The 24,240-nt window shown below is 41.0% G+C and carries 27 protein-coding genes; 11 read left to right on the top strand and 16 right to left on the bottom strand.

Annotation, left to right across the window (positions count from 1 at the left end; all coding sequences use genetic code 11):
- Positions 1-97 precede the first annotated feature (97 nt).
- Together WFH04_RS09975 and WFH04_RS09970 are read right to left on the bottom strand one after the other, a co-directional pair.
- Positions 98-1,312, bottom strand: a complete 1,215-nt coding sequence (locus WFH04_RS09975) for an ABC transporter permease (RefSeq protein ID WP_336823894.1) — start codon at positions 1,310-1,312, stop codon at positions 98-100.
- Positions 1,296-2,045 (bottom strand): ABC transporter ATP-binding protein, encoded by a 750-nt coding sequence (locus WFH04_RS09970; protein WP_336823893.1) that lies wholly within the window; start codon positions 2,043-2,045, stop codon positions 1,296-1,298. Before WFH04_RS09970 ends, WFH04_RS09975 begins: the two co-directional genes overlap by 17 nt.
- Before the next feature lie 180 nt (positions 2,046-2,225).
- Here WFH04_RS09970 and WFH04_RS09965 point away from each other — a divergent pair, with 180 nt between their 5' ends.
- From WFH04_RS09965 to WFH04_RS09945, 5 genes are all read left to right on the top strand, one after another.
- Positions 2,226-2,657, top strand: coding sequence for an HIT family protein (locus WFH04_RS09965; RefSeq protein ID WP_336823892.1), 432 nt, complete (start codon positions 2,226-2,228; stop codon positions 2,655-2,657).
- A 109-nt stretch (positions 2,658-2,766) separates the two neighbouring features.
- A complete protein-coding gene (locus WFH04_RS09960) occupies positions 2,767-3,291 on the top strand; it encodes a tryptophan transporter (RefSeq protein WP_336823891.1) in 525 nt (174 codons plus the stop codon).
- A gap of 418 nt (positions 3,292-3,709) precedes the next feature.
- Positions 3,710-4,072, top strand: coding sequence for a YtxH domain-containing protein (locus WFH04_RS09955; protein WP_336823890.1), 363 nt, complete (start codon positions 3,710-3,712; stop codon positions 4,070-4,072).
- A gap of 128 nt (positions 4,073-4,200) precedes the next feature.
- Positions 4,201-4,815: an HTH-type transcriptional regulator Hpr gene (locus tag WFH04_RS09950; RefSeq protein ID WP_336823889.1), complete on the top strand. Its 615-nt coding sequence runs from the start codon at positions 4,201-4,203 to the stop codon at positions 4,813-4,815.
- 53 nt (positions 4,816-4,868) lie between these two features.
- Positions 4,869-5,060, top strand: coding sequence for a hypothetical protein (locus WFH04_RS09945; RefSeq protein WP_381482395.1), 192 nt, complete (start codon positions 4,869-4,871; stop codon positions 5,058-5,060).
- 123 nt (positions 5,061-5,183) lie between these two features.
- Here WFH04_RS09945 and WFH04_RS09940 read toward each other — a convergent pair whose 3' ends face one another.
- The gene (locus WFH04_RS09940) at positions 5,184-5,282 is read right to left on the bottom strand and encodes a YjcZ family sporulation protein (RefSeq protein ID WP_336823887.1); all 99 of its coding nucleotides are present in this window, start codon (positions 5,280-5,282) and stop codon (positions 5,184-5,186) included.
- A 142-nt stretch (positions 5,283-5,424) separates the two neighbouring features.
- Between WFH04_RS09940 and WFH04_RS09935 the strand changes: the two genes are divergently transcribed.
- On the top strand, positions 5,425-6,324 hold the full coding sequence (locus WFH04_RS09935) for a peptidylprolyl isomerase (protein WP_336823886.1): 900 nt from the start codon (positions 5,425-5,427) through the stop codon (positions 6,322-6,324).
- A gap of 51 nt (positions 6,325-6,375) precedes the next feature.
- On the opposite strand, the gene yhaM is transcribed toward WFH04_RS09935, so the two are convergent.
- The 8 genes from yhaM to WFH04_RS09895 form a co-directional block, all read right to left on the bottom strand.
- Entirely contained in the window at positions 6,376-7,302 is a 927-nt protein-coding gene (gene yhaM / locus WFH04_RS09930; RefSeq protein ID WP_336823908.1) for a 3'-5' exoribonuclease YhaM, read from the bottom strand.
- Positions 7,193-10,198: an AAA family ATPase gene (locus WFH04_RS09925; RefSeq protein WP_336823885.1), complete on the bottom strand. Its 3,006-nt coding sequence runs from the start codon at positions 10,196-10,198 to the stop codon at positions 7,193-7,195. Before WFH04_RS09925 ends, yhaM begins: the two co-directional genes overlap by 110 nt.
- Positions 10,199-10,207: 9 nt before the next feature.
- Positions 10,208-11,428, bottom strand: a complete 1,221-nt coding sequence (locus WFH04_RS09920) for a metallophosphoesterase family protein (RefSeq protein WP_336823884.1) — start codon at positions 11,426-11,428, stop codon at positions 10,208-10,210.
- Between the two features lie 107 nt (positions 11,429-11,535).
- Positions 11,536-12,795, bottom strand: a complete 1,260-nt coding sequence (locus WFH04_RS09915; protein ID WP_336823883.1) for an ABC transporter permease — start codon at positions 12,793-12,795, stop codon at positions 11,536-11,538.
- Positions 12,788-13,687: an ABC transporter ATP-binding protein gene (locus WFH04_RS09910; RefSeq protein WP_336823882.1), complete on the bottom strand. Its 900-nt coding sequence runs from the start codon at positions 13,685-13,687 to the stop codon at positions 12,788-12,790. The genes WFH04_RS09915 and WFH04_RS09910 overlap by 8 nt, the downstream gene beginning before the upstream one ends.
- A gap of 24 nt (positions 13,688-13,711) precedes the next feature.
- On the bottom strand, positions 13,712-14,011 hold the full coding sequence (locus tag WFH04_RS09905; RefSeq protein ID WP_336823881.1) for a DUF2178 domain-containing protein: 300 nt from the start codon (positions 14,009-14,011) through the stop codon (positions 13,712-13,714).
- A gap of 19 nt (positions 14,012-14,030) precedes the next feature.
- A complete protein-coding gene (locus WFH04_RS09900; protein ID WP_336823880.1) occupies positions 14,031-14,342 on the bottom strand; it encodes a DUF2178 domain-containing protein in 312 nt (103 codons plus the stop codon).
- Positions 14,343-14,344: 2 nt separating this feature from the next.
- Positions 14,345-14,542 carry a helix-turn-helix transcriptional regulator gene (locus tag WFH04_RS09895; protein ID WP_336823907.1) on the bottom strand — a complete coding sequence of 66 codons (198 nt, stop codon included), beginning with the start codon at positions 14,540-14,542 and terminating at the stop codon, positions 14,345-14,347.
- A gap of 369 nt (positions 14,543-14,911) precedes the next feature.
- On the opposite strand from WFH04_RS09895, the gene WFH04_RS09890 reads away from it, so the two are divergent.
- Positions 14,912-15,097 carry a YhzD family protein gene (locus tag WFH04_RS09890; RefSeq protein WP_336823879.1) on the top strand — a complete coding sequence of 62 codons (186 nt, stop codon included), beginning with the start codon at positions 14,912-14,914 and terminating at the stop codon, positions 15,095-15,097.
- 83 nt (positions 15,098-15,180) lie between these two features.
- Complete coding sequence (gene mgsA, locus WFH04_RS09885; RefSeq protein ID WP_336823878.1) at positions 15,181-15,615, top strand: methylglyoxal synthase; 435 nt, start codon at positions 15,181-15,183, stop codon at positions 15,613-15,615.
- Between the two features lie 10 nt (positions 15,616-15,625).
- Here mgsA and WFH04_RS09880 read toward each other — a convergent pair whose 3' ends face one another.
- The 5 genes from WFH04_RS09880 to WFH04_RS09860 form a co-directional block, all read right to left on the bottom strand.
- Entirely contained in the window at positions 15,626-16,405 is a 780-nt protein-coding gene (locus tag WFH04_RS09880) for an enoyl-CoA hydratase (protein WP_336823877.1), read from the bottom strand.
- 243 nt (positions 16,406-16,648) lie between these two features.
- Positions 16,649-18,163 carry a coproporphyrinogen III oxidase gene (locus tag WFH04_RS09875; protein WP_336823876.1) on the bottom strand — a complete coding sequence of 505 codons (1,515 nt, stop codon included), beginning with the start codon at positions 18,161-18,163 and terminating at the stop codon, positions 16,649-16,651.
- A 142-nt stretch (positions 18,164-18,305) separates the two neighbouring features.
- Entirely contained in the window at positions 18,306-18,659 is a 354-nt protein-coding gene (locus tag WFH04_RS09870; RefSeq protein WP_336823875.1) for a YlbF/YmcA family competence regulator, read from the bottom strand.
- 13 nt (positions 18,660-18,672) lie between these two features.
- Positions 18,673-19,827 (bottom strand): DUF445 domain-containing protein, encoded by a 1,155-nt coding sequence (locus tag WFH04_RS09865; RefSeq protein ID WP_336823874.1) that lies wholly within the window; start codon positions 19,825-19,827, stop codon positions 18,673-18,675.
- An 87-nt stretch (positions 19,828-19,914) separates the two neighbouring features.
- Positions 19,915-20,574: a glyoxalase gene (locus tag WFH04_RS09860; RefSeq protein ID WP_336823873.1), complete on the bottom strand. Its 660-nt coding sequence runs from the start codon at positions 20,572-20,574 to the stop codon at positions 19,915-19,917.
- A 727-nt stretch (positions 20,575-21,301) separates the two neighbouring features.
- Between WFH04_RS09860 and WFH04_RS09855 the strand changes: the two genes are divergently transcribed.
- From WFH04_RS09855 to WFH04_RS09845, 3 genes are read left to right on the top strand one after another with little or no spacing between them, the layout of a single operon-like run.
- Entirely contained in the window at positions 21,302-22,324 is a 1,023-nt protein-coding gene (locus tag WFH04_RS09855; protein WP_336823872.1) for a S66 family peptidase, read from the top strand.
- A 37-nt stretch (positions 22,325-22,361) separates the two neighbouring features.
- Positions 22,362-23,399 carry a hypothetical protein gene (locus WFH04_RS09850; protein ID WP_336823871.1) on the top strand — a complete coding sequence of 346 codons (1,038 nt, stop codon included), beginning with the start codon at positions 22,362-22,364 and terminating at the stop codon, positions 23,397-23,399.
- A gap of 28 nt (positions 23,400-23,427) precedes the next feature.
- Positions 23,428-24,228, top strand: coding sequence for an ABC transporter substrate-binding protein (locus WFH04_RS09845; protein WP_336823870.1), 801 nt, complete (start codon positions 23,428-23,430; stop codon positions 24,226-24,228).
- The last annotated feature ends 12 nt before the right edge of the window (positions 24,229-24,240 follow it).

Raw genomic sequence — 24,240 nt, 5'->3', positions numbered from 1 at the left:
CTCCCTCACCCCTGATGCCTTTTTTCCATTATACATAACGATCAAGGAATGTTGCAAGGGTTTTGAGAATATTCTATTTCATTTCAAATCTTGGATGTCAATCGTATTCGGTTTGCAAATTTGTCCTTCGTATTGTCAATTGCGATATAACAATGACGACGATCGATAAAATAAACGGCGTCAAACTGAATCCATATATGAAAAATGCTGTAATCAGCACCGCGGCTGTCTGTACCCATTGCGCAGAGCTGACTGTTTTCCGAATCGCCTGAAAGCGTGTTTGATCCACTTCTGGAAATAGCATATCCATTCTGAAATCATCATCTGCCTTCAGCGAATGAAGCAGTTGGATCGCCGTTGCAAAAGAGAGCGCTCCTACAAAGATTGTAATCACGATCGGAAACGGAATGAGTATAATGCCTACAATGGATAATAACGTAAGCCGTACCCATAGCCAAAACGTGTCATCTGTACGCAAAAGCGTTCTCCGAAGTAAAAATTGCTGTGGTTTCGTTTTTCCAAAAATAGCAGGACGTAAAACGAAATTCAAATAGCTTCTTCTGCTAACTGAGCCCATTAAATGCGGTACATCCGTAAAATAATTCGCGAATCTGTAAAAACGCATCATGCGATTTTGTTCCAGTGAAATGAAATGACGATATGGGAAAGGCACCTTTGCACTTTTCATTTTAAAAATTACATCATATATAGCCATTACAAGACCGATTACCGGGATGAAAAATACATGTCCTTCAATGACAACGTACAGCAAGGATGCTGCCAATACGAACCGAACGATCCGATCGAATAAAACACCATTTCCTTCATTCGCATATCGAAAATAAAATTCAGTGTGCACATACAGCCATTTCACAAGCAATAGTATGATACCTGTTAACAATAAATACATATTGCTCTCACCGAGGCCAGTCGCTGACAGCAAAGGCATTGCTACGATGAACAAAATTAACGGAAGCGGCAACTGAGAAAAGAATGTGTAGCGCAAAGCGCGATTCATATAACGATCTAATTTGGTTTCAAGCGGCAGGAAAAACACGCTATCGGGCGGCTGCAATAATGTGACAGGTGCACTAAATGTAAGCGCCGCTCCGATGACAACTGCTGTTAGGATCGCAGATGGGAAACCGGCAGGTACGTCTTTTAACCATTCGCTATAGGCATAGCCAGCAGCTCCGATCGCAAATAGTAAGACAACTGCTAAATGCCCGGTAAAGATGAATTTCATATACTTTTGCAGTTCATTCATATAATGGGCTAGCCGTTTCCCCCATAACTCACGCAAATTTTTCATGATTTTGAACCTCTGTCATCGCAATGTAAATTTCATCTAATGAAGCGCCCGGCTTGCCGAAGGCCGCTCGCAAATCATCCATCGTCCCTTGCGCACGCACTTTCCCTTCATGCAAGAAAATGATCCTGTCACAATGCTTTTCAGCAGTCGATAATACGTGTGTAGACATTAAAATGGAAGCTCCTGCAGCTTTCCGCTCTGAAATTTGATCTAATAGTGAACGAATTCCAATCGGGTCTAAGCCGACAAATGGTTCGTCGATTATGTACAGCGAAGGCTCCACTAAAAATGCACACATAATCATAACCTTCTGGCGCATCCCTTTTGAAAAATGCGCAGGAAACCAATTCAGCCTTTTCTCCATCATAAATTCTTTAAGCAATGATTCGGCCCTCGCCTCGTAAACTTCCCGTTCCAAGCCGTAAGCCATCGCTGTCAATTCCAAATGCTCTTTTAACGTAAGTTCTTCATACAAAATCGGTGTTTCAGGAATATACGTAAACGATTTTCGATATTGCTCTGCATCTTCGTCAAAAGTCACGCCATTCACTTCTATTTCTCCTGCATGGGGGTTCATTAACCCGATAATATGCTTAATCGTTGTACTTTTCCCGGCACCGTTCAAGCCGATTAAGCCAACTAACTCCCCTTCATTGATGTCAAATGTTAAATCATGCAAAACAGGCTTTCGAGTATAGCCGCCAGTTACATCTTTCACTGATAAGATTGCCATATCCATCCTCCACTCCCGGCATTCGTTCCGTTGCATTTTTGCTATGTTATGATAAACATCTTACCAAAAAATAATAGGAAATGCTTTGTCCACCTTTCACGCCTTCATATAAACTATGCTACACTATGATGAGAAATGCCCGAAATTCAACAAGAAATGAACTGGAAAGGATGATTTCAAATGACTTCTTGCATCTTTTGCAAAATCGCGGAAGGTTCATTGCCAAGTGAAAAAATTTATGAGGATGAATCGGTAGTCGCCTTCATGGATGTCATGCCTGTCACAAAAGGCCATGTGTTGATCATTCCGAAAGCACATCGTGAAAACATTTATGAAATGACTGCGGAAGAGGCGGCGAATCTCTTTCAGGTCGTCCCTAAAATCGCAAACATACTAAAGGAAGAATTTGCTCCTGCCGGGATGAATCTATTGCAAAATAATGGTGCGCCTGCAGGACAAGCTGTGTTCCATTTTCATTTGCATTTAATTCCACGCTATGATGAAACGGATGGCTTCCAATTCGAGTGGAATGCAAAAGTAGAAGAATTTACGCAGGAACGATTACATGAAATTGCAAATGGCATTCGGAAAAGATTCAATGAACTACCTTGATTTTTCGGACAATTGGTGGTACAGTATATAAATATTTTCGCTAACGATCACGAGGATACGTTAGGAAAATACAGGTATTGAGAAGAGAATAGAAGAGGAGAGAGTAGAATTGAATACGAAAAATTTGACGTTAATGGCTATTTTAGTCGCGGTCGGTGCAGCTTTATATTTGGTGATCCCTGGTTACGGTGAAGGCATGAAGCCTGACTTCATGCTGACGATGATGTTTATCGGCATTTTCCTGTTTCCTGATGTGAAAAGCGTGTTTCTTTTAGGTGCTACAACCGGCATCATTTCTGGCATCTTTACGAGCTTTCCTGGTGGGTTCATCCCCAATATTATCGATAAATTCATTACGGCATTTATCGTCTATGCGGTGATCGTGGCAATGAAAAAGCTATCTCAACATTTGGTCGTGTCAACAATGATCGCATGTTTAGGAACGCTTTTGTCAGGTACAATTTTCTTATCCGTCGCCATTTATGTAATGGGGGCAAACGTACCTTTCGGATTGCTATTTTTAACAGTTGTACTGCCGGCAATCGCCATGAATGGAGTCGTTTTCTTCATCATGTATCCGATTATTACCGGGCTATTAAAAAGAACTTCATTCAAAACAGCTTTACACCATTAATGAATCTACAAGCTTCCTCTTACAGGGGAAGCTTTCAGACTGTAGACAAAGTATCTTTTTACTTTGTCTACAGTCCTTTTAAGGTTTGTAGTCATGAGATAGGTGTTTGCCCAGCTTGGCTTGAAAACGCTTGTCACGTGGAAGGCAGTCTAAGTGCGCGACATCCTGTCGCAACGACTGCATGACCTGCATCGTGCAGGCCCGCGCGAAGTCGAGCGAAGACCCGAATAGAACTTAAGTTCATGAGGGGACGAGCGAGACGAGCAACGCAGTATGCGAGCGTTTGTCAACAAGCTGCAAGCTTCCTCTTACAGGGGAAGCTTTTTTGTATATCTTCATTCTTGCCCGTTCCCGCACTCCCATGTTTTAATTGAATTAAGAACAGGAATACTATTCATAATGAAAGGAGCGGGACGATTTGAAAACTTCTACATTTGTCCTCGGACTTTTAGCGGGCTCTGTTACAGCAGCAATTACAGTGCTCTATTCCACACCTCAAACAGGCAGTGAACTACGTACATCTGTCAAACATGCTTCGTCCGATATAAAATATAAGCTATCCGATGTAAAAGGAAAATTTGCCGAATTAAAATCCTCGATCGGTCATCTGGCGAAAGAAACGAAGGAACGACTTCCAGAAACAGTAGAAGATTTAAAAGACACATTGCAACATTGGCAACAATCGACAGAAGCGAACAAAAAGCGATTGGAAAAGGAAATTTCATCGATTCAACAGTCTATCGCTGAATTGGAACAATCACTTCTATCACATCAAAAGTAAAAGGTTATCCACTTTTCGGGTACCTTTTTTTATTTTCTATAAAGAATTTTTGCAATTCCAACTTTTTTATTTGTTATTTTCCTGCTATAATGAAAGGAGCGTAAATTATTTTCTTTTGGAGGTATCTTATGACGGAGCAAAAATTCTCACAAAAAGATGCGATGATTTATAGTCAACGTGTTGCACAGATGTCTAAAGCTCTTTGGAAAGCCGTTGAAAAAGATTGGCAACAGTGGATAAAACCTTATGATTTGAATATTAATGAACACCATATTCTTATGATTGCTCACCATCTTAAAGGGGCAACGATTTCAGATGTAGCTAAATTCGGTGTCATGCACGTATCTACCGCATTTAACTTTTCAAAGAAATTAGAGGAACGTGGATACTTAAATTTCTTTAAAAAAGATACCGATCGTCGAAATACATACGTCGCAGTCACAGATAAAGGTGAAATTCTACTCCATGAGATGAACGAAAATTATTATAAGTCAGACCATGGCATATTAGATGGTTCATTGCAAATAAAAAATATTTACGGCAAATTCCCAGAGTTTTTAGAAGTCATGGCGGTCATTCGCAATATTTACGGGGAAGATTTTATGGAAATTTTTGAACGGGGCTTTAAAAGTATTGACGATTCCTTTGCGGATCAAAACGGAGAATTAGTCGCTCTGTACTCCTCACAAATCGAAAAAGAAGAAGAGACGCTGCCTGAATTGCAAGTAGCGGAGGAAAAATAATTTGCACAGCGTTCTATTTCTGCTATCATAAATAGAAGCTATGAAGAGGAGGAATGGATTTGATCCTTATTATTACTGTCCTATTCTCGTTATTTTATTTATTCCAAATAAACAAAATGACATATGCACTTTGTCAAACACGCGAAATTCCGGAAGAAAAGCAACCGAAAATCTACCGTACCGTCAATATTTTAATTACAATCTTAATCCTATCGTTTTATTTAGAAGTTTTATTAAAAGTATAACTCGTTCTTATTCTAAACATCCAATAAAAGGCGGGACGAGGTAAGGGTACGAATCCAGTCCGATATCCAAATGAAAATAAAAAAGTCCACGCCGGGATTTACCCCGGGACGTGGACTTTTTGATTAGTACAAATATGCTGCACCGACGATAATCAACAGGATGAACAATACGACGATCAACGCGAATCCGGAAGAACCTTGCCCTACGCCATATCCACTCATACGAGCACCTCCTCTCTCTTTTTATCGTATGCAACGGGTTTTACACGTCGTAGGCGAATCATTTGATGGAACCTTTTTGTTTTATGAGCGTTTTTATGTTATAGTATCAACTGTTGTACACAAAAGTTAGGAGAGAATATCCATGAAAAAAACGATTCTTGCTATATCCATGGCCGCATCAGTATTGGCATTATCCGCTTGTACAAATGACAAAGCTTCAGATGATGAAGTGCTTGTAGCTACTAAAGTAGGCGATATTACGAAAGAAGACTTGTATACAGAAATGAAAGATGCACTTGGCGCTCAAGTAATGGAAAACTTAATCCTTATGCGCGCAATTGAAAGTGAATATAAAGTTTCCGATAAAGAATTGAAAGAGGAAATTGATAAAGAAAAAGAAGCTTACGGAGATAGCTTCGATCTTTATTTGCAACAAAATGGTATAACTGAAAAATTCTTTGAGAAAAATATTAAATCGAAAATGCTGCAACAAAAACTGATCGATTCTCTTGAAGTATCCGATGAAGCAATTAAGACTGGCGTCGAAAGAGCTCAAACTGAATTACACGCACGCCACATACTTGTAAAAGATGAAAAAACAGCAGAAGATATTATTAAGAAGCTGAAAGATGGAGAAGACTTCGAAAAATTGGCGAAAGAATTCTCGACTGAACCCGTTGCACAAGAAACTGGCGGTGACCTTGGTTGGTTTGGACAAGGTAAAATGGTACAAGAATTCGAAGACGCTGCATACGCACTTAAAAAAGGCGAAATTAGCGAACCTGTTAAAACAAGCTTCGGATACCATGTTATCGAACTGTTAGACACTCGCAAAGCGGAAACAGAAAAAACGGAAGAAGACATCCGTGCTGAAGTAGAAAACAATTTGAAAGGCATTGAATTCGAAGAGAAATTAACAGATCTGTTGAAGAAAGCGGATATCGATGTTAAAGCGGATGAATTCAAACACGTGATGGACCCTTACCTTCCAGCTGACGACAAAAAAGACACAGATAAAGACGCAGACAAAGAAAGCAAATAAGATCTAAAAAAGTAGAGATTGGCCAATTTGGCTATCTCTACTTTTTTTCTATTATTCAAAGGTCGGTTTGTAAAATGATCGATTGTCGAGCGGAAATATCCGCTCAGTGAATTCACCTTTTGCTGTTTTCGCCATCGCCCGATTCAGCATATTCATCTTTGCATCGATATTATCAATGTAATGAAGCATTTCAGCCTCTTTCAACATCGGCTTCTTAGGGCTTCCCCATTCTTCTTTTCCATGATGCGATAATACCATATGCTGTAATAGCACAACTTCTTCACCTTGAATCGAAAGTTCATCTGCAGCTTTTGAAATTTCATTGACCATAATCGTAATATGACCGATCAAATTTCCTTCTACCGTGTATTGAGTTGCGACTGGTCCGGATAATTCGATGACCTTTCCGATATCATGCAAAATAATACCTGCATATAAAAGGTCTTTGTTCAATGTCGGATATAAATCAGCAATTGCTTTGCCCAATTTCAACATGGAGACAACATGATCCAACAATCCTGAGACATAGTCATGATGATTTTTAGTCGCAGCCGGATATACCATGAAATCAGCTTGATGCTTTTTCAAAATATGCCGAGTAATCCTTTGGATAGCTGGGTTTTTCATTTCAAAAAAGAATTGGAGAAGCTCTTCGAATAACGCTTCTTTACTTTTTTCAGCCGACGGCAATAGGTCGGAAATGGAAATGTCCTCATCTTCTCTGACAGGGCGGATGCTTTTAATGCGCAGTTGGTTTTTGCCTCTATATTCATGCACTTCGCCGCCAACTCTTACAATTGTCGCAGCGCAATACATTTTTTCTTGCTCTTCTCCTGTATCCCATAGCTTCGCTTCAATATCTCCGCTTTTATCTTGCAGGATAAGGGTCATGAACGGACTTCCTTGTTGCGTGATCCCTTTCGTCGATTGTTTGATCAGCAAGTAAAGGTCGACCGGTTCTCCAACTTGGTGCTCCATGATTTTTTTCATCGTACAACATCCCCTCCTCGTTCCCTAATTCAGAAACGTTTAGTATTGCTGCATCCGTCCATGCATACTTCAAACTTTCATGACAAGTAAAGTAGATGAATTGCTGCGCATTCTTTCTCTCTTCCATAATAGTAATCATACTCGAAAGTCGTGTTTCATCAAAGTGGACGAACGGATCATCCATAATGATCGGAAACGGAGCGGATTCCTCCATCGCCATCGAAAGTGACAGCCGCAGCGATAAATAAGCTTGTTCCTTCGTCGCTTGGCTTAATTCATAAATTGAAAATTGCCTACCTGTACAATCAATTGCTTGAAAGAGACCCTTTTCGGAGATGCTAAGCGTATCGTATGCTCCTCCAGTTAACCGTTTGAAAAATTGCTCTGCGGTTTTCATTACTTCCGGAAGCTTCTTCTCTTTCAATTCATCCATCGTCCGCTTAATCCCTTCAGATACGACCTGAACTGTCGCCCATCGCTTCGACAGTTCGGCAAATTCAGCCTTCTTCATCTCAAAGAGTTGACGTTTTTTCTGCATTGTATCATCCGACAATAATTGATCCGTTTCGTATGCCAACGATGCTTTTTCCTGTTGGAGATGGTGAAGTTGCTCTTCCATCGTTGCTATCGCGTTATTAGTATCTTCGATTTTCTGTTCCAACTCGAACTCCGTAAAATGTTCAAACGCCTTATTTGCGCCTTGGCATGTTTTGTTTTCTGTCATATCGGCCAATTGGCGAGTGAGCGATGAATACTCTTGATAATCCTCATGCGCTTTGTAAAAACCGGTTTCTCCATCTGCATTCGCTTCATCGAATAATTGACGAATTTGCTGTTGTAATGAAGCGGCAATCTGCTCTATTTCCATCAATTTCCTGCCGATTGCATCGAAACGTATCACTGCTTCCGAATAAGCGGCTTCATCCGCAACAAGCGCTGTGTATTCCTGTCGAAGAACGTTAAACAATAGGTTTTCCGGCACTTCATTTGGCAACAATGAAGAAATTTCTTTCTTCCACATCGTTGTTTTTTCGGATAGTACTGCAATTCGTCTATCAATTTCTTCTACGTCTCTTTTGATTTCCTGAACTTCCCTTAGCATTCTAAAAAGCTCCTGCACTACGCCGCTATTCGGCAATTGTTGAATGCCGTACTGTTCAAAGAAACGATTGACAGACTGTCCAAGCCGCTTTCGCTCATCTGTTAAAGCAATCAATTCCGCATCCAACACTTGCATTGCTTGATTGATCTTTCTCAATTGCAGCTCCAAGTTTGCTTTCCGCTCCTTGTAAACCCGAATCTTTTCGAACAGATCATCAAGCTGCTCTACTTGTCCATCATATGTAGCGATCAACCGTTTCATTTCTGCAAATTTCTTTGAGTCGGATCCATTTTTGCTTTGCAGTTGATGAACATATAGTGCTGCAGCTGCCATTAAAACGCCTATCACTATAAACATGATCTTTTGCAAGATTGCTCCCGTAATTGCAGCTGCGACTGCAACGGCACCTATTGCCAAGACAGGCAATACATTTCTTCGTTTTTGCTCTACAAGCTGTATATACGCTTTTGCTTCCAAGTACTTGTTTCGGTCTGCATGCCACTGTTCTACCTTTTCTTCTTCAGCTGGCGATGGTGAAAGTCGTTCATTTTCTTGCCATTCCCGTTCATAGCTTTTCCATTCTGCTTCGGATTGCTCTAACTGCCGTTTGACATAGCCGATTTGACGCTCTGTTTCATTCACCTCTGATAGCTGCTCATGCAGCAGCTCCTCCTGCTTAATCGACAGGTCGCCTTCCGACAATCGGCTGTCGCCCTCACGAATCCCTATCCGATCCAATAAACGGTGTTTTCGGTTTAGCAATTGCCGCTTTTCTTCGATCAACGATTCCCGCAGAGCAACGTTATTATGCCATTCACTTTCTCGGGATAACAATGACGCCATCTGATCGATCATTTTACGGTCTGGCTTGTCTAAGAGTCGTTTCTCCAATTGTTGCCGTTCTGAAAGATAGGTCGCTTTTTTTGCCTCAGCTTCCTCCTTTCTTCCAATCAACATTTCATAGCGGCGAATGCCGTCCCTCGGGAATTTTGTCGTCTTCAATTGAGCAAGTCGGTTTTCAATTGAACGCATCCGTTTTAATTGAGGCATAGCTTGTAAGTGCATTGCAGTTTCTCTACTATCCGCTTGCAGGGAAGCATATGCTTTTTGCAATTGTTCAATCTCTTCGTCCACTTCATTTAGGCGCTTCATTTTCGGTGCATACGAATCCACTTTTGCTCGCTCTTCTTTTAATTCCTTTTCCAATTGCCGGAGCTCCTGCAAACGGACATTCATAACCGGATTGCGTCCCGTTTTTTTGAACAGCTCGCCCATTTCTTTTTCCATTTGCTTTTCCAATTGGAGCAAAGCATCGACACCAGTCGTCCCAGACGCCAATAAAAGCCTATTCAACTCATCTTCGGTCATCTTCTCCAAACCTTGCAGCTGGAACAGTGAAAAGGAAAAAATCGACTCAAATGAAGTTCGATCATATTGCCGCAATATAGCTTGTAACGCCTCATTTCCCCCTGTCGTGCCATCTTCAAAGCGTACAGTAACATTCCCTGCAGATTTCCCGGCCACTCTTTCAATAATGCAGCTGCCATATGTATCATCTTCTATATGCAACTGGCCTCCGAATGCATGACCGTTTTTCGGTTCATACCGTTGCAGTACACTATTTTTCTGCGGGAAACCGAAAAGTATTTGCAGGATGAACTGCTGTAACGTCGTCTTGCCGGCCTCATTTATGCCGTATACGATATTGACGCCCCGTTCCAAATCGAGCGAAACATTACGATGCTTGCCAAACCCATATATGACAAGTTTTTTAATAAACATCTATTCACCTCATTTCAGTTTCGACATTTCAACGTACAGAAGCTTTTCTGCATCTTTTCGTATTTCCATCAAATCTTCTGAATGCAGTCTATCTAAAAAACGCCCTGCTTGGGCATGCCCATAAAGATCCTCTAAGATTCCTTTCCATTGCTCAGTTGTCCAACTGTCAATTTGCTGAAGAACCGACTCCACTAAAGGTTCATAGGCAGCATGCAATTTACTTGTTTGAACGATGTGGATTTTCTGAACGAACGCAAACGGTTCTTTCTCTGCTGCCATTTCCCTCAATGCATGCAGCCATTCATCCATTCCCGATTGGCTAAACAGCTCCATCGTCATTTCTTCAACATCTGTCAAAATAATTTCAACGATTGCTGAACCATTTTCATATGTAAACGAATCAATTGCTTCCATACATGCGGAAAACCATTCATTAGCGTGCTGAATCCCTTTGCAGCTCACTTCCACACGTTCAAATACAACCGATGATGTGGACACAAAATTCAATTTTGTTTCATGCCCGTCCAATTCGACCTCGTAAAACCCTTTGCTTCCCCTTTCGTTTCGATGCCTTCCTTGCAAGTTTCCCGAATAAACGACCATTGGTTCTTCGTGAAGAATTTGTCGCTTATGAATATGGCCTAATGCCCAATAATCGTAGCGTTTAGATACTAAATCAGCGATTGTAAAAGGAGCATAGACAGCATGTGTTTCATCGCCTGCCGCACTGCCATGCAAAAGGCCAATATGAAGGACGTCCCGATCCTCTGCTACAGGATAGGAGTCAATCATTCTTTCCTTAATATGTCTCTCTGCATAACTGAAGCCATGCAGCACAACTCGTCTACCCCTAATGTCTATGCAGACATCTTCAACTTGTCCTCCGAACTCAAAAACATTGGCTGGCAATGCAAACCGTGTCCATTTGCCGTTCAAATGATCATGATTGCCATAGGTAACGAAAACAGGAATTGCGGCATCATTCAATTTTTCCATTCCTGACTGGAATCGCATTTGCGCCTTCAAGCTTCTTTCTTCCCCGTCGTATACATCGCCAACAATTAAAACAAAATCCGGCTTAGTTTCAACTGCATAATTGATCAGTTGATCAAAAGCCGCAAATGTGCTTTCCCGTAGCTGTTCCAGCATTTCTTGCGGTAGCTCCGTCATTCCTTTGAATGGACTATCCAAGTGCAAGTCGGCTGCATGAATAAAACGGATGGACGCCATGCCAATCCCTCCCAAACGAATATTTGTTCTAATTCTATCATAAATCCAATTAGAGCGCATGAAAAAACCGGCAGAGATCCGTATTTACGGACTTTTGCCGGTGCTTATCATTCTTTCCCTAATTGAATCGCTTTCTTAATATCTTTCAATGAACGTGACGGACCGTACATTAAAACGCCGCCTTTATAAACACGTGCGCCGAACCAGCCTAACACGAAAATCGTCAATAGCATGATGCCAATTGAGAGCAATGGCTCCCATACAGGCAAATCAAGCATGCCAACCCGCAGGAACATAACTAAAGGCGCGAAAAATGGGATGTACGATGTGAATTTCAAATAACCTAATTCTGGATTCCCTAGCCCAGTCGCCGCTATAATGAATGCAGCAATAATGAGCAATGACATCGGCATAATCATTTGCTGAACATCTTCAGTACGGCTAACTAACGATCCTAAAAGCGCCGCCAATGTTGCATATAGGAAATAGCCTAATAGGAAGAAGATCACTGCGTATACTAGTGTCACTTTATTTAAATCCGAAAAATTGAAGAAGCTTTGAATGCCTTCCGTTGCATCGCTCTTAGAAGTTTGAAATGCAATCCAACCGGCAATTCCATAAACAATGATCTGAACAATGCCCAATGTGCCGATTCCTAACACTTTAGCAAACATATGCTTCACCGGAGAAACACTGGAAATAAGAATTTCCATAACACGCGAAGATTTTTCAGTCGCCACTTCCATGGCAATCATACTTGAATAGATAATGACAGCAAAATAGATGACAAACATGAGCACATATACAAGAATTCTTGCCTGCATTAATTCATCCTCAGACTTCGCTGACGGCGACACGTTTTTCTGTTCAAATTGAATCGGTGCAAAAAGCGTCTGAACTTCCGAACCTGTCAATGAAAGTTCTTCTGCTTTCATTTCCGTTTGAATCGTTTGCAAAGCATCCTGCAATCTTGTCGGTAAGCTGAAATCTACGAGACTCATCGTTACATAGTTTGCATGGATAATATTATTCTCATCAATTGACAAAGTCATAAAAGAATCAATTTCTTCTTTTGATAGCTGTTTACTCAATGCTTCTTCTGTTTCGTCAGAAGCCTCAATACGCATACCAAAATCGCTGTCATCCAATTGACCTTTAAGCCGATCTACAAGATGCCCGCTTTCATCCATTACTTTTATAACAGGCTCCTCAGAACCCGATGATGCTTGTTGCACACCATCGATAATTTTTTGTGCATTCGCCAGCAAGAAAATGGCTGCAACCATAATTACAGTCGTAATGATAAAAGACTTCGTTTTCGTCTTTGTAATGAACGCCTGCTTAAAAATAATCCAAAACTCACGCATGCTCTTTCCCCACCTTTGCGATAAAGATATCTTGCAATGAAGGCTCTTCAATTTCAAAATGGCGGATCGGCCCGATCTTCAATGCGTTTTCAAGCAATTGGTTGGCAACTGCCTCATCCTCAATTTGATAAAGTCCGCCTTCAACCGATTTTGTAAAGGATCGCACGCCATTCATTGATTCCAAACCTGATAGATCATAATCGGATTTAATACGCACATTTTGCCTGCCGAATGATCTTTTAACATCTTTTAAATTACCATTTACAATTTGCTTCCCTTTATGGACGATGCTAAGCTGTTCGCATAATTCCTCGACATGATCCATCCGATGGCTTGAAAATACGATTGTCGCTCCATTTTTCCTGAAATCAAGAATTGCACTTTTCAGCATCTCAACATTCACCGGGTCTAAACCGGAAAATGGTTCATCAAGAATGAGCAGCTTCGGATCATGCATTAACGCGGCAATCACTTGTATTTTCTGCTGATTCCCTTTGGACAGCTCTTCAACTTTTTTATGTTCATATTGAGGAACTTCAAAACGTTCGAGCCAATGGGCCATCGCTTTTTTAGCATCCACTTTCTTCATCCCTCTTAACTCACCCAAAAATAAGAGTTGGTCTCCAACTTTCATTTTCGGATAAAGTCCGCGCTCCTCCGGCAAATACCCGATTTGCGGGCTCGTTTCATACGAAATGGTCTTCCCATTCCAAGTGATCTGTCCTTCATTTGCATTCAATAAACCTAAAACCATCCGGAACGTTGTCGTTTTCCCCGCACCGTTCGCTCCTAAAAAGCCATGCATCGTCCCTTCTGCAACGGACAATGACAAATCATCTACCGCCGTGAAGTCTCCAAATCGTTTCGTGACATGTTCTAATAATAATGTCATGCGCCTTCCCCTTTCTAACTCATCCTACATAATTTTATTAAGCCATATCGCTGATACAATATAACTGAGCAACAACACACTATATGCACTGATCGCAAAAATAAACGGCAACGTTCCAAGATCAAACACGATTGCGGCGACCCACAAAAGCATCAATACGATGAGTGTAATCGACCATGAAATTGTTCTTGCTTTCGAATGCACTTCTTCATAACGCTCATCAAACCGCTTCTCTTTCTTTCCCTTTCTTATATACAAGAACAGCAATAACAAAACGACTCCCGCCCCTGTGAAAAAACCCGCAATGCTTTCCAATGAAGGCATCGCCTCCACTCCTTTCAATTCAATGATGTTTGCTTGCAACAGCCGCGCCGATTATCCAGGAAATCATATGGGTAACCCATAAAAAAGTTAAAAGGAAAAACGCTAACTTAGGCCCTTCTACAATCATCGTAATAAGCCATGCGATAAAAATAGCGACTGCCGTTACATGCCACGATATCGACTTTGCATGTCTATGAAGATTCTTATACCGCTCGTCATACACTCTTTCTTTCATGTTCTTTTTTCTTACAAAATAAAACACAATGCCACAGATCAGTAAACCGGTAGGCAATCCAGCCAAGAACGCCCAAATGTCAAACCCCTCATACATTTTCATTCCTCCTCCGGTATGAATAGTTCTTCTATTCGACAACCAAACAGTTTGGCGATTTTAAATGCAAGAATGAGAGATGGATTATATCTCCCTTTTTCAAGAGAAATGATCGTTTGCCTTGAGACTTGAAGCATTTCCGATAAATCATCTTGCGTCCATCCCCTCTCCGTTCTCTTTTCTCTAATTAAATTGTTCAGTCGAAAACACCCCTCCCGATGTAAAGGTCACTTTACGTAAAGCTTACTTTACTATTTCCGCATTGTCAAGCTTCCTTTACATATTCTCTATAATAATTTCTTCTATCATTCGAATTCAAAAAAAAAATCTTCTACTTTAACGCATTAATTGACAGGAAAACGCTAAACTCACTGTTCTTAGCGCATAAACAACTTCAACACCGCTTCAATCCAATCAAAAACGTATCAATCATTTTGAACACGTATTATTGTCACTCTTACACGCATAACGCTTTCTTAAATCGTATGAAGTTTTCCTTCACAAAAAGTGAATGACTATTCATTCTTTGCCATTTCATAGTATAATGATGAAAAAGGAGCTGAATGTTGATGAGAACTTATAAATTGACTGCGTATGAAAAAACGGGAAAGATGATTACAGAGGAAACTTTTACTGCAGCGTCGGATGAAGAAGCAAAAGAAAAAGGGGCTGCTATTTTAGAAGAACAAAACTTGAGCGAACAGACACATCGGCTAGCATCGCCTGCAGGAAAATTATTATTGTTCCACGTTTGAGTTTTTCTTTCAATGTGGTACCCTATTTGGGAGGAAGCTATCCTTCCTTATAAGTCTTACATTTCCATTAGGGGGTGCGTCAAATGAATATCGCACTAATTGCACATGATCGCAAAAAAGATGAAATGGTAAATTTCACAATCGCTTATGAACATATTTTTTCAAAGTACAAGCTATATGCAACCGGAACGACGGGAATGAGGATTATGGAAGAAACCAACTTATCCGTTGAGCGGATGATGTCCGGTCCTTTAGGTGGAGATCAACAAATCGGTGCAATGGTTGCCACTGGCCATCTGGATTTAATCCTCTTCTTCCGAGACCCGCTAACGGCACAGCCCCATGAGCCTGACGTCAGCGCCTTATTGCGCCTTTGTGACGTATACGGTGTACCACTTGCCACAAATATCGAAACTGCAGAATTATTATTATCCGCTGTTGAAAAAGGATATTTCTCATGGCGGGAAACAGCTAAAAAATATCGTCAAAAAGGACTCAATTCCAATTATGCGGAATGAGTCCTTCTCTTTATTTTCCTGCGAATTCAGGCTTTCTCTTTTGGACAAACGCTTGAATACCTTCCAAATGGTCTTCTGTTTGACGCATTTCTACTTGATACTTGCTTTCCATTGATAAAACTTGTTCCAATTCCTTCAAGTTTTGTTCATGCAAAATCTTTTTTGATGCGATCATCGCGCGAATTGGAGCAGCAAGGAATTGACTTGCCAATGCTTCTGCAGTCGCCGCAGCTTGCCCTTCCGGAACGACTTCATCAACGAGTCCTCGTTTTTTGGCCGTATTTCCATCCATCACTTCTCCGGACCAAATTAGCTGCTTCGCCTTAGGAATTCCAATCCGCTCTTTCAAAAAGAAATGTCCAGCTCCATCCGGTACGAGGCCGATGCCAATGAAGTTCATCGCCAATTTACTATTTTCTTCGGCAATCAACACATCGCAGCCTAATGATAAACTGAAACCTAATCCAGCAGCAGCTCCGTGAATGGATGCAATCGTAATTTGAGGCAATTCATATAACCCTTTGGCAAGCCTAGAGACATCAACCATTACAGTACTGATATCCATCGGTTTTTCCGGGTCTACCATTTTCTTAATATCTCCGCCAGCCGAAAATGCGCGCCCCTCCCCTTGGATAATTAAAACTTGAACCTCTTCATTTTCCTTTAATGATTCAAATGCTTCTGCAAGCTCCCTCATCATCACATCATCCATCGCATTCATCGCTTCCGGCCTGTTCAACGTTAATCTCGCCAATCTGCCGTCAGTCGTCAATTCAATCGTAGAAAACATATCGCACACCCCTTTTAAAAAATGAATGATCATTCACTTTATACTATTCGCTACGGTTTCTCAAAAACCCTTTAATTTTCTACGTAATTATTTGCTTGTATGTCAACGATCCCTCGATGGATGACTTAGGTTAAGAAGAAGATGACCACTTCCATTCGCCAATTCATATTACCATCTATAGAGGGGGCAAGCACATCGTATGAAAAAACCCTTGCGACAGTATCGTCACAAGGGTAATTCCCATTACTTTTGCTGAACGAGTTGGTTTGGAAAAATTCGCTCTAAATGTTCAATCTTTTTATCGATATACTCTTCAAATGTAAGTATATACGCTGCAGGATCTTTCGGATTATGGAATTGGGTAATTTTGCCGCTCTCCGGCTCCATAAATTTACTGGAAGCACCACAGCCGATCCCAATAATAGTTTGCACTTCTTCCATAATGATAATGTTGTACAAGCTTTCCTCATTCGGCTTTGCGTAACCGATATTCTCCAAATTTCCTAAAATGTTTTTTTGGCGGTACAAATAATACGGTGCATAGCCATTCGCAGCTGTCCAACGTTCGCCCATCTTCATCATTTGTTCCACTGTTTCCCGATCCGCCACTTTATACTTATCTTTATTTCTCGTCATTTCAGATGCACGCTTAAAGGATAGCGTATGAACAGTGAGTGATTCAGGTTGCATTTTTTCCGTCTCTAATAAAGAATGCTCAAATTCTGCTAAACCTTCATTTGGCAATCCGATAATCAAATCCATATTAATATTTTTCATGCCCATATTGCGGGACAGCCAAAATTTATCGATTGTCTCTTGAACAGAATGGTGTCGGCCGATCGCCTTCAACGTTTCATCCGTATAAGATTGCGGATTAACACTAATCCGATCGATGCCCCATTTTTTCAACACTTCGATTTTCTCTGGTGTAATCGTATCCGGACGGCCTGCCTCCACAGTGATTTCTCGAACGGTTTCCATATTTGGAAATGAATCAACCATCGTTTGATAGAGGGCATCCATCTCATCCGCCTCTATGCTCGTCGGCGTGCCTCCGCCAAAATAGATCGTCGTAATTTTCATTTCGCGCTCTTTCAGCCATTTGCCGATTTCGCGGATTTCTTCATGCAATCCGTCTAAAAACGATTCGACCCGACCATTTTTCCTATGAATCGCGTAAGCAGGAAACGTGCAATACGCACATTTCGTCGGGCAAAATGGTATGCCGATATAAATGCTAACTTCATTGCGCAACTGATGTAAGTCAGGAATCGCTTTTAACTGCACTTCTTCTATTTGAGATAGCAAATTACATTTCTCTTCCGACACACGATGCTTTTCCATAAGCAAAGACTTTACTTCTTCCACTCCAAAGCCAAGTTGGCGATATTGGTGGTAAAGCTTCATCGGGCGAATGCCAGTCAAGATTCCCCATGATTGTGTCATACCTGTATATTGCTCTAACACGTCCAAAAACACATGTGAATAAAGCCTTTTCGTTTGACGCACTTTCTCCTTTTCATTCGCCAATTCTTCCCGCTCAGAAAAGGTTGCTTCGTACTGTTGCCCGCCCACTTCCATGTTAGCGATACAAACAATTTCTCCTTCAGCCGTCTTCGACAGTTCCATTTGAACGGCAAGCGCCTCTGGATCTGCCTCTGTTACGATCTTTGATTGCTCAAAAAACAAATTGGACAAGTGCGTGAACATCCGAATATAAACTTGATCAAAATGCTTATCAATCATTATTTTTTGCATCAGTTTCCAACCAACTTTCTTCAATGTACAAAAATCTATCATAAAAAGGATTAAACGATTGCTACAAATATGCGCTTTATATTGTATCAAATATACGGGGCTTTTATCGACTTACATGAAAAAAACCGGCAATATGCCGGTTTTACTCTACCATTGATTCATATAATTGTTGTACTGGTTTCATGAGAACACGATTCACTTCTTCAATTAAACCGCTCAATTGCATCTCTGCTTGCAACATGCCCATAATCTTTTCATTTTGCTGCGCTAACTGGGCTGTTTTTTGTGCGTATTCAAGCTCTTCTTGTGAGATTTCCTCTCCAGCCATCTGTTTTTCTTGCAAGTTCAATTGGATTTTGCGGAAATTCGTGAAAAGAGACAACGCCGCCTCATCTGCTTTAACGTCCTCGATCGCTTTTTGTACTTCTCCAAACTCATTCGTTTGACGTAGAGACGCTTCCAATTTGTTTAAGTCATCATAAATATTAACAGTCATTTACTGTTCCCCCCTATAAATTTGTCAGCAAGACAATTACGCCTTGCACGATTCCGATTAAGCCGCCTAACAAAGCGCCTAAAACCGTAATCATCTTAAATTCGCGCCTTGAAATTCCTAATACAAGATCTTCAAGCACCGCCACCGGAAATGAATCAACCTGCTCTTTAACGATTTCATCAAGCTTCAACTTACTTAGAGAGATTTCCAATTGCTTTTCCGCTTGTTCAAACGCGAAACTCGTCAATTTAGGCGTGATTTTCTCAGCAGTCCATTGAGCACCGTTCGGAAAATAATCTTGAATCGTCTTATCAAAACGGTCAGAAAAAGCCAATTCTCTCTTAACGTATGCTTTAACTGCGTTAAATGCGCCATCCCAATCAAACCCTGACAACAATTCATCGACAGGTCGATTTTTGAGCTTATTAAATTCCTTGTCGATCATCGTGCGAAGCAAATGATTCGTGCCCGGTGCTTCAATGAACTTCGTTGCCTCGCGTTGCACTTTTTCAACGAGGGAATTGGAATCCCCAAAGAACATGTTCAACACGCCACCAAATGTTCCTTTCGATTCCAGGAAATCATTAATCAACTTTTGAAACATCACTTTTCCTTCAAACGAATTGACATACTGATTTGCACGATCAAGCATATAAACAGTAATTTTCGGTATTTGCTCCGCGGCCTGTTCCTGCCATTTCTCCGGCACAACTTCCGCCACTGTACCTGTTGTCAATTTTGCCCGCATGTTATTCAAACGGCTGTCAATGACAGACAGAACTTTCCCTTCCGCTTGTTCAGCAAAATTAGCAGCTCCCGACAGGCTAATCCAATCATTCAACGTACGATCAGATTGAAAAACATATTGTTCAATCTTCTCTTGAATAAATTGCTCGGCTTTTTTTTCCATCTGAGGCGTTAATAATTTTTTACGGAAAGTTTCAGGCGTCAGTAAATAATTCGTCACTGTTCGCCCTAACTGAACTGCCAATTCATCCCGCCGTTTAGGAATTAACCCTGGTGTGAATGGAAGGCGCCATTTGCCGATATACTTCGCTTCATGCGGCCGAAAAAGCATTTTAATCGCAAGATGGTTCGTAAAACCGCCGATTACTGCGCCAATGACAGCCATAAAAACTATTGTCCATATAAAGTTCAATCGTTTCACCTTTTTTCCGATTCATTCCGCTCCAATTATAACAGAACATCCTTCATCCGAAAAAAGATATGGTACACAATCATTAACTTCTAATCATTAATTTTCTTCTATAGTCTCTATTTTCCCTTCGACATCAATCTTGAATGTCTTTTCGTTAACGGTAAATTCAAGCGGAGCTACTTCAGATTGTTTTTTGGAAAAATACCAGCGACGATGAAGCGGAACTAATACGACGAATTTGTCATCCTTTCCTAAGAAATTCAATTCATCCGGATTCACTTCAGTTCCATTGCGCAGCGGGATGCCGTTGTCCTGAAGCAGTTCACCGACTTCTGTAACGTAAGGTGTTGCAACTCCTACTTCACTTATATCGATAAATGACTCTTTCGTTAAATCTCCGAATAAATCTCGTTTTCTCCTTCCGATTAACTCAACGATATTCCCTGCTGGATCTTCAAAATACATTGAATCAGCATCAAAGCTTTGAAAGTAAACTTCATCTCTTCCTTCTTCCCGATTTAGCGTCACACGGTCTTTTAGCCAATATTTCATCATCGAAAATTGATTGCCGGGTATATTGATTGCAAAATGATAAAAGTAAGGCCGCTCGCTTTCAACAAAGGATAGCTGTGAACTGCCGACTTTCACTGTAAATCGGTCGTTATCGGCTTCGACCAAATCCCACTCCAGTAAATTCATATAAAAACGTTTCAATGATTTCAGCTTATTCGTATACAACGTAACACTCTTGAACATGATCACATTCCCCTATTCGATTTTTTATGTTTCCACATTTTCATTAAAACAATCGTACAGCCGTATAAGATAAGAGTACTGATCAATACATTTCCGAAATCCAAAAAAACAAATTTCATATTATGGGGAGACAGAAGAGAGAAGCCGGTTGACAATGTTCGATCACCATGAATAGACACCCACTCGATTGCCAGCCGTACCCATATTCTGTTTATGGAATATTAAGATTGAAAGTGCTGAAACAACGATACAGAAAAGAAACACTTTTTTTATGTTTCAGCATCACTTTTCCTCCTCTATTCGTTATACAAAAAAAGCGATCTTCCATAAATCTACCTTCAATAGATGAATGCCATTTCCAGCAACATCATAATCGTTCATCATTCTGCCTATTTTGTTAATGACAATTGCTCAAATTATTGGTAAACTACTCTACAACTATCGTAACATATTTACTTATCGTCGTTCGGCTAAAACTCTTCAAATTTACTGTCTCAGTTTACTCAACTATGTTATTGTTCAATCGGTTATGATTTAACTTCTTCCGAACAATGAAACATAGGCAATGCCAACGCCGCCTGAGGGTAACACCTAATTTTGCAAACACCCCTATTGGCTCAAAGTCTGTAGCGGATGTACCTAATTTTCAGCGGTTAATGTTTAAGCGTGACCACAAAAAACTCAAATGCAATCACGCTCAGACGTGATTGGTTAGGAGGTTATTCCATTGATCCGTTATCCACTACCCTTACAAACCGGGCAAACGATTGGTGTGACAGCCCCATCTTCCGGCGTTGAACCTGAACTGCATGAGCTCATCAATCAGGCAAAAAAACAATTGGAACGCAGAGGATACAATGTGCGTATAGGCGATACGGTATGGACTCAGCAAAAAGCTGCTTCAGCGCCAAAAGAAGTTCGAGCGAAAGAATTAATGGCAATGTTCAAAGACCCTGCAATCCAAGCGATCATTCCCCCTTGGGGCGGCGAAATTCTATCGGAAGTATTGCCCCTCATCGATTGGGATGCGATCGAACCAAAATGGATGCTTGGCTACTCGGACACAAGCACTTTCCTTTTCGCATTGACAATTATGACTGGAATCGCAACAGCTCACGGAACAAACTTAGTTGACTTAAGAAGTGATGAATGGGACCCGGTTACATCCAAGTTTATCGACTTCCTTCGTGCATCGGAAGGAATGGGGTTCGAGCAGGAATCCTCAGCTAACTATCAATCCAAATGGCAACATGATGCTAAACCAGATCCGTACGTATTCCATTTCGATACAATTACTGAATGGAAAGTGATCGGCGGTCGTTCTGCTGAAATGACAGGAAGATTTTTAGGCGGTTGTCTGGATACGATCCGTCATTTAGCCGGAACACCATATGGCGATGTCCGTTCATTTCAGCAACAGTTTTTAAACGGAGAGCCGATTCTATGGTATTTGGAAAACTGCGAACTGAATGCAACAGACTTTCATCGCAGCGTAGTTCAGCTATTTTACGCAGGCTGGTTTGACAACGCCTCTGGAATCATTTTCGGCCGTTCTCCTGCCGGTCAAATGACGGAAGATTTCACTGTCATAGATTCTATGGAAAGACTGAAGGAACTGACGGGGCTTCCAATTGTTTATGACGCGGATATCGGTCATGTACCGCCGCAAATTACGCTAATAAATGGCGCTGAGGGCACTGTCAAAGTAGAGAATGGCAAAGCTACGGTTTTTACATTATTGAAGCCTTAAATTATTCATCCCAATTTATCAAAAGAGGAGGATTGTCATGTCCATTTCATTTCGAAAGGAAGAAGAATTTTTTACGTTCCATGATCCGATGCAAGACGGCAAGCTAATTGACAGAAAAACTGAGGTTCGATATGACCCGCTTACCGGTGAAAGTTCTCGCATCATTTTTGATCCAGGAGCACCATTCGTCCCTTCTGATTACAGTAAGATGGCCGAAGAAACTTCAGGCGATAAATGTCCGTTTTGTAAAGAAAATGTGTTTAGCAAAACACCTCGCTTTTCGGATGAATTAGTTGAAGGTGGAAGAATTTTAGTAGGAGAAGCGGTTGCATTCCCAAATTTATTTCCATACAGCAAACATAATGCAGTCGTCCGCATGACGGATCACCACTTCGTAAAATTAGATGAATTTACACCGAAAAGGATACGCGATGCGTTTCATGCTGCACATCAATATATTGATAAGGTTGTTGAATTTGATCAAAAATCGTCCTATGCTTCGATAAACTGGAATTACTTGCCGCCATCAGGGGGCAGTATTCTCCATCCGCATATTCATGTGCTCCTATCGGAACATCCGACGAATTATCAAGCTACCATCGCACATAACGCACAAATTCTCCATGACAATACAGGAATAAACTTTTTTGAAGAAATTGTCCGCATAGAACAAGAAAAAGATGAAAGATGGATCGGCCGAAGCGGCTCTATTAGCTATTTGCACGCTTTTGCGCCAAAAAGCCATTATGATTTTATCGGCGTGTTTGATGCGCATTCATTTGCCGATTTAACAGAAGCCCACCTGAATGATTTTGCGCATGATATGCAGCGCTTCTTTGCGTACTTCCTAAAAAATGGCGTTGAAAGTTTCAATTTGGGCTTATTTATCCCTCTCGAAAAAAAGCCTGGAGAACGGATACACGTACGCCTTATTCCGCGAATGACAATCGGCATGTTGGACACGAGCGATATGAATGTATTTAATTATTTGCACGGGGAACCGCTCTCTTTGAAGGAACCTGAAAAAATAGCGAAAGAGGTTGCTTCCTATTTTGAAAATGTAGTCAATCCATAATTTGTGTTCAATGAAAGAAGTGATTTACTTGCAAAAAACAGTGACAGACCGAGTCGGAAGGACAATCACTTACAATTATCCACCTAAACGGATTGTCTCGCTCTGCCCCGGCATCACAGATACGTTGTTTTCTCTGAATTTGAAGGAAGAGCTTGTCGGACGGACAAGGTTTTGCATTTATCCTAAAGAGGAAGTAAAAGAGATTCCCGCAGTCGCCGGGACAAAAGATATTAAAATCGATAAAATCCATGATGTGAAGCCTGACTTGATTATCGTTGAAAAAGAAGAAAATACCGAAGCGATTGTCACGGAATTACAAGAGCATTATCCTGTTTATGTAGCTGAAGTCCAGTCCATCGAAGAAGCCCATCGCATGATTGTGGATATGGGCGAGCTTACGGACAGGAAGGAAGAAGCCAGACAGTTAAGCACTGCTATACGAGATCGTTTTTCCGCACTTCCTTCAATGGAAGGCAAACGAGCTGCTTATATCATTTGGAAAAAGACGTATATGGCAGTTGGGCGCGATACGTATATTCAATCTGTCTTACATGAAATCGGATTGATCAATCCATTCATTCAGAAAGAAGGACGCTACCCAGTCATAACAGAAGAGGATTTTGCAGCAGCAAAATTAGATTATGTCCTTTTAGCGACTGAGCCATACCCATTCAAAGAAAAGCATTTCGAGGAATTTAAGAGGATGATGCCTGAAACAAAACCGCTCTTAATTGATGGAGAAATGTTTTGGTACGGTCCGAGGATGCTCGAGGCTCCTTTATATTTGCAACAATTTGTTCATACAGAAAAACACGAGGACAACGGCTGAGCTGCTCTCGTG

The organism is Sporosarcina sp. USHLN248 (assembly GCF_037144575.1).
GTDB lineage: Bacteria > Bacillota > Bacilli > Bacillales_A > Planococcaceae > Sporosarcina > Sporosarcina contaminans.
This window is presented reverse-complemented; position numbering and strand designations above follow the sequence as displayed.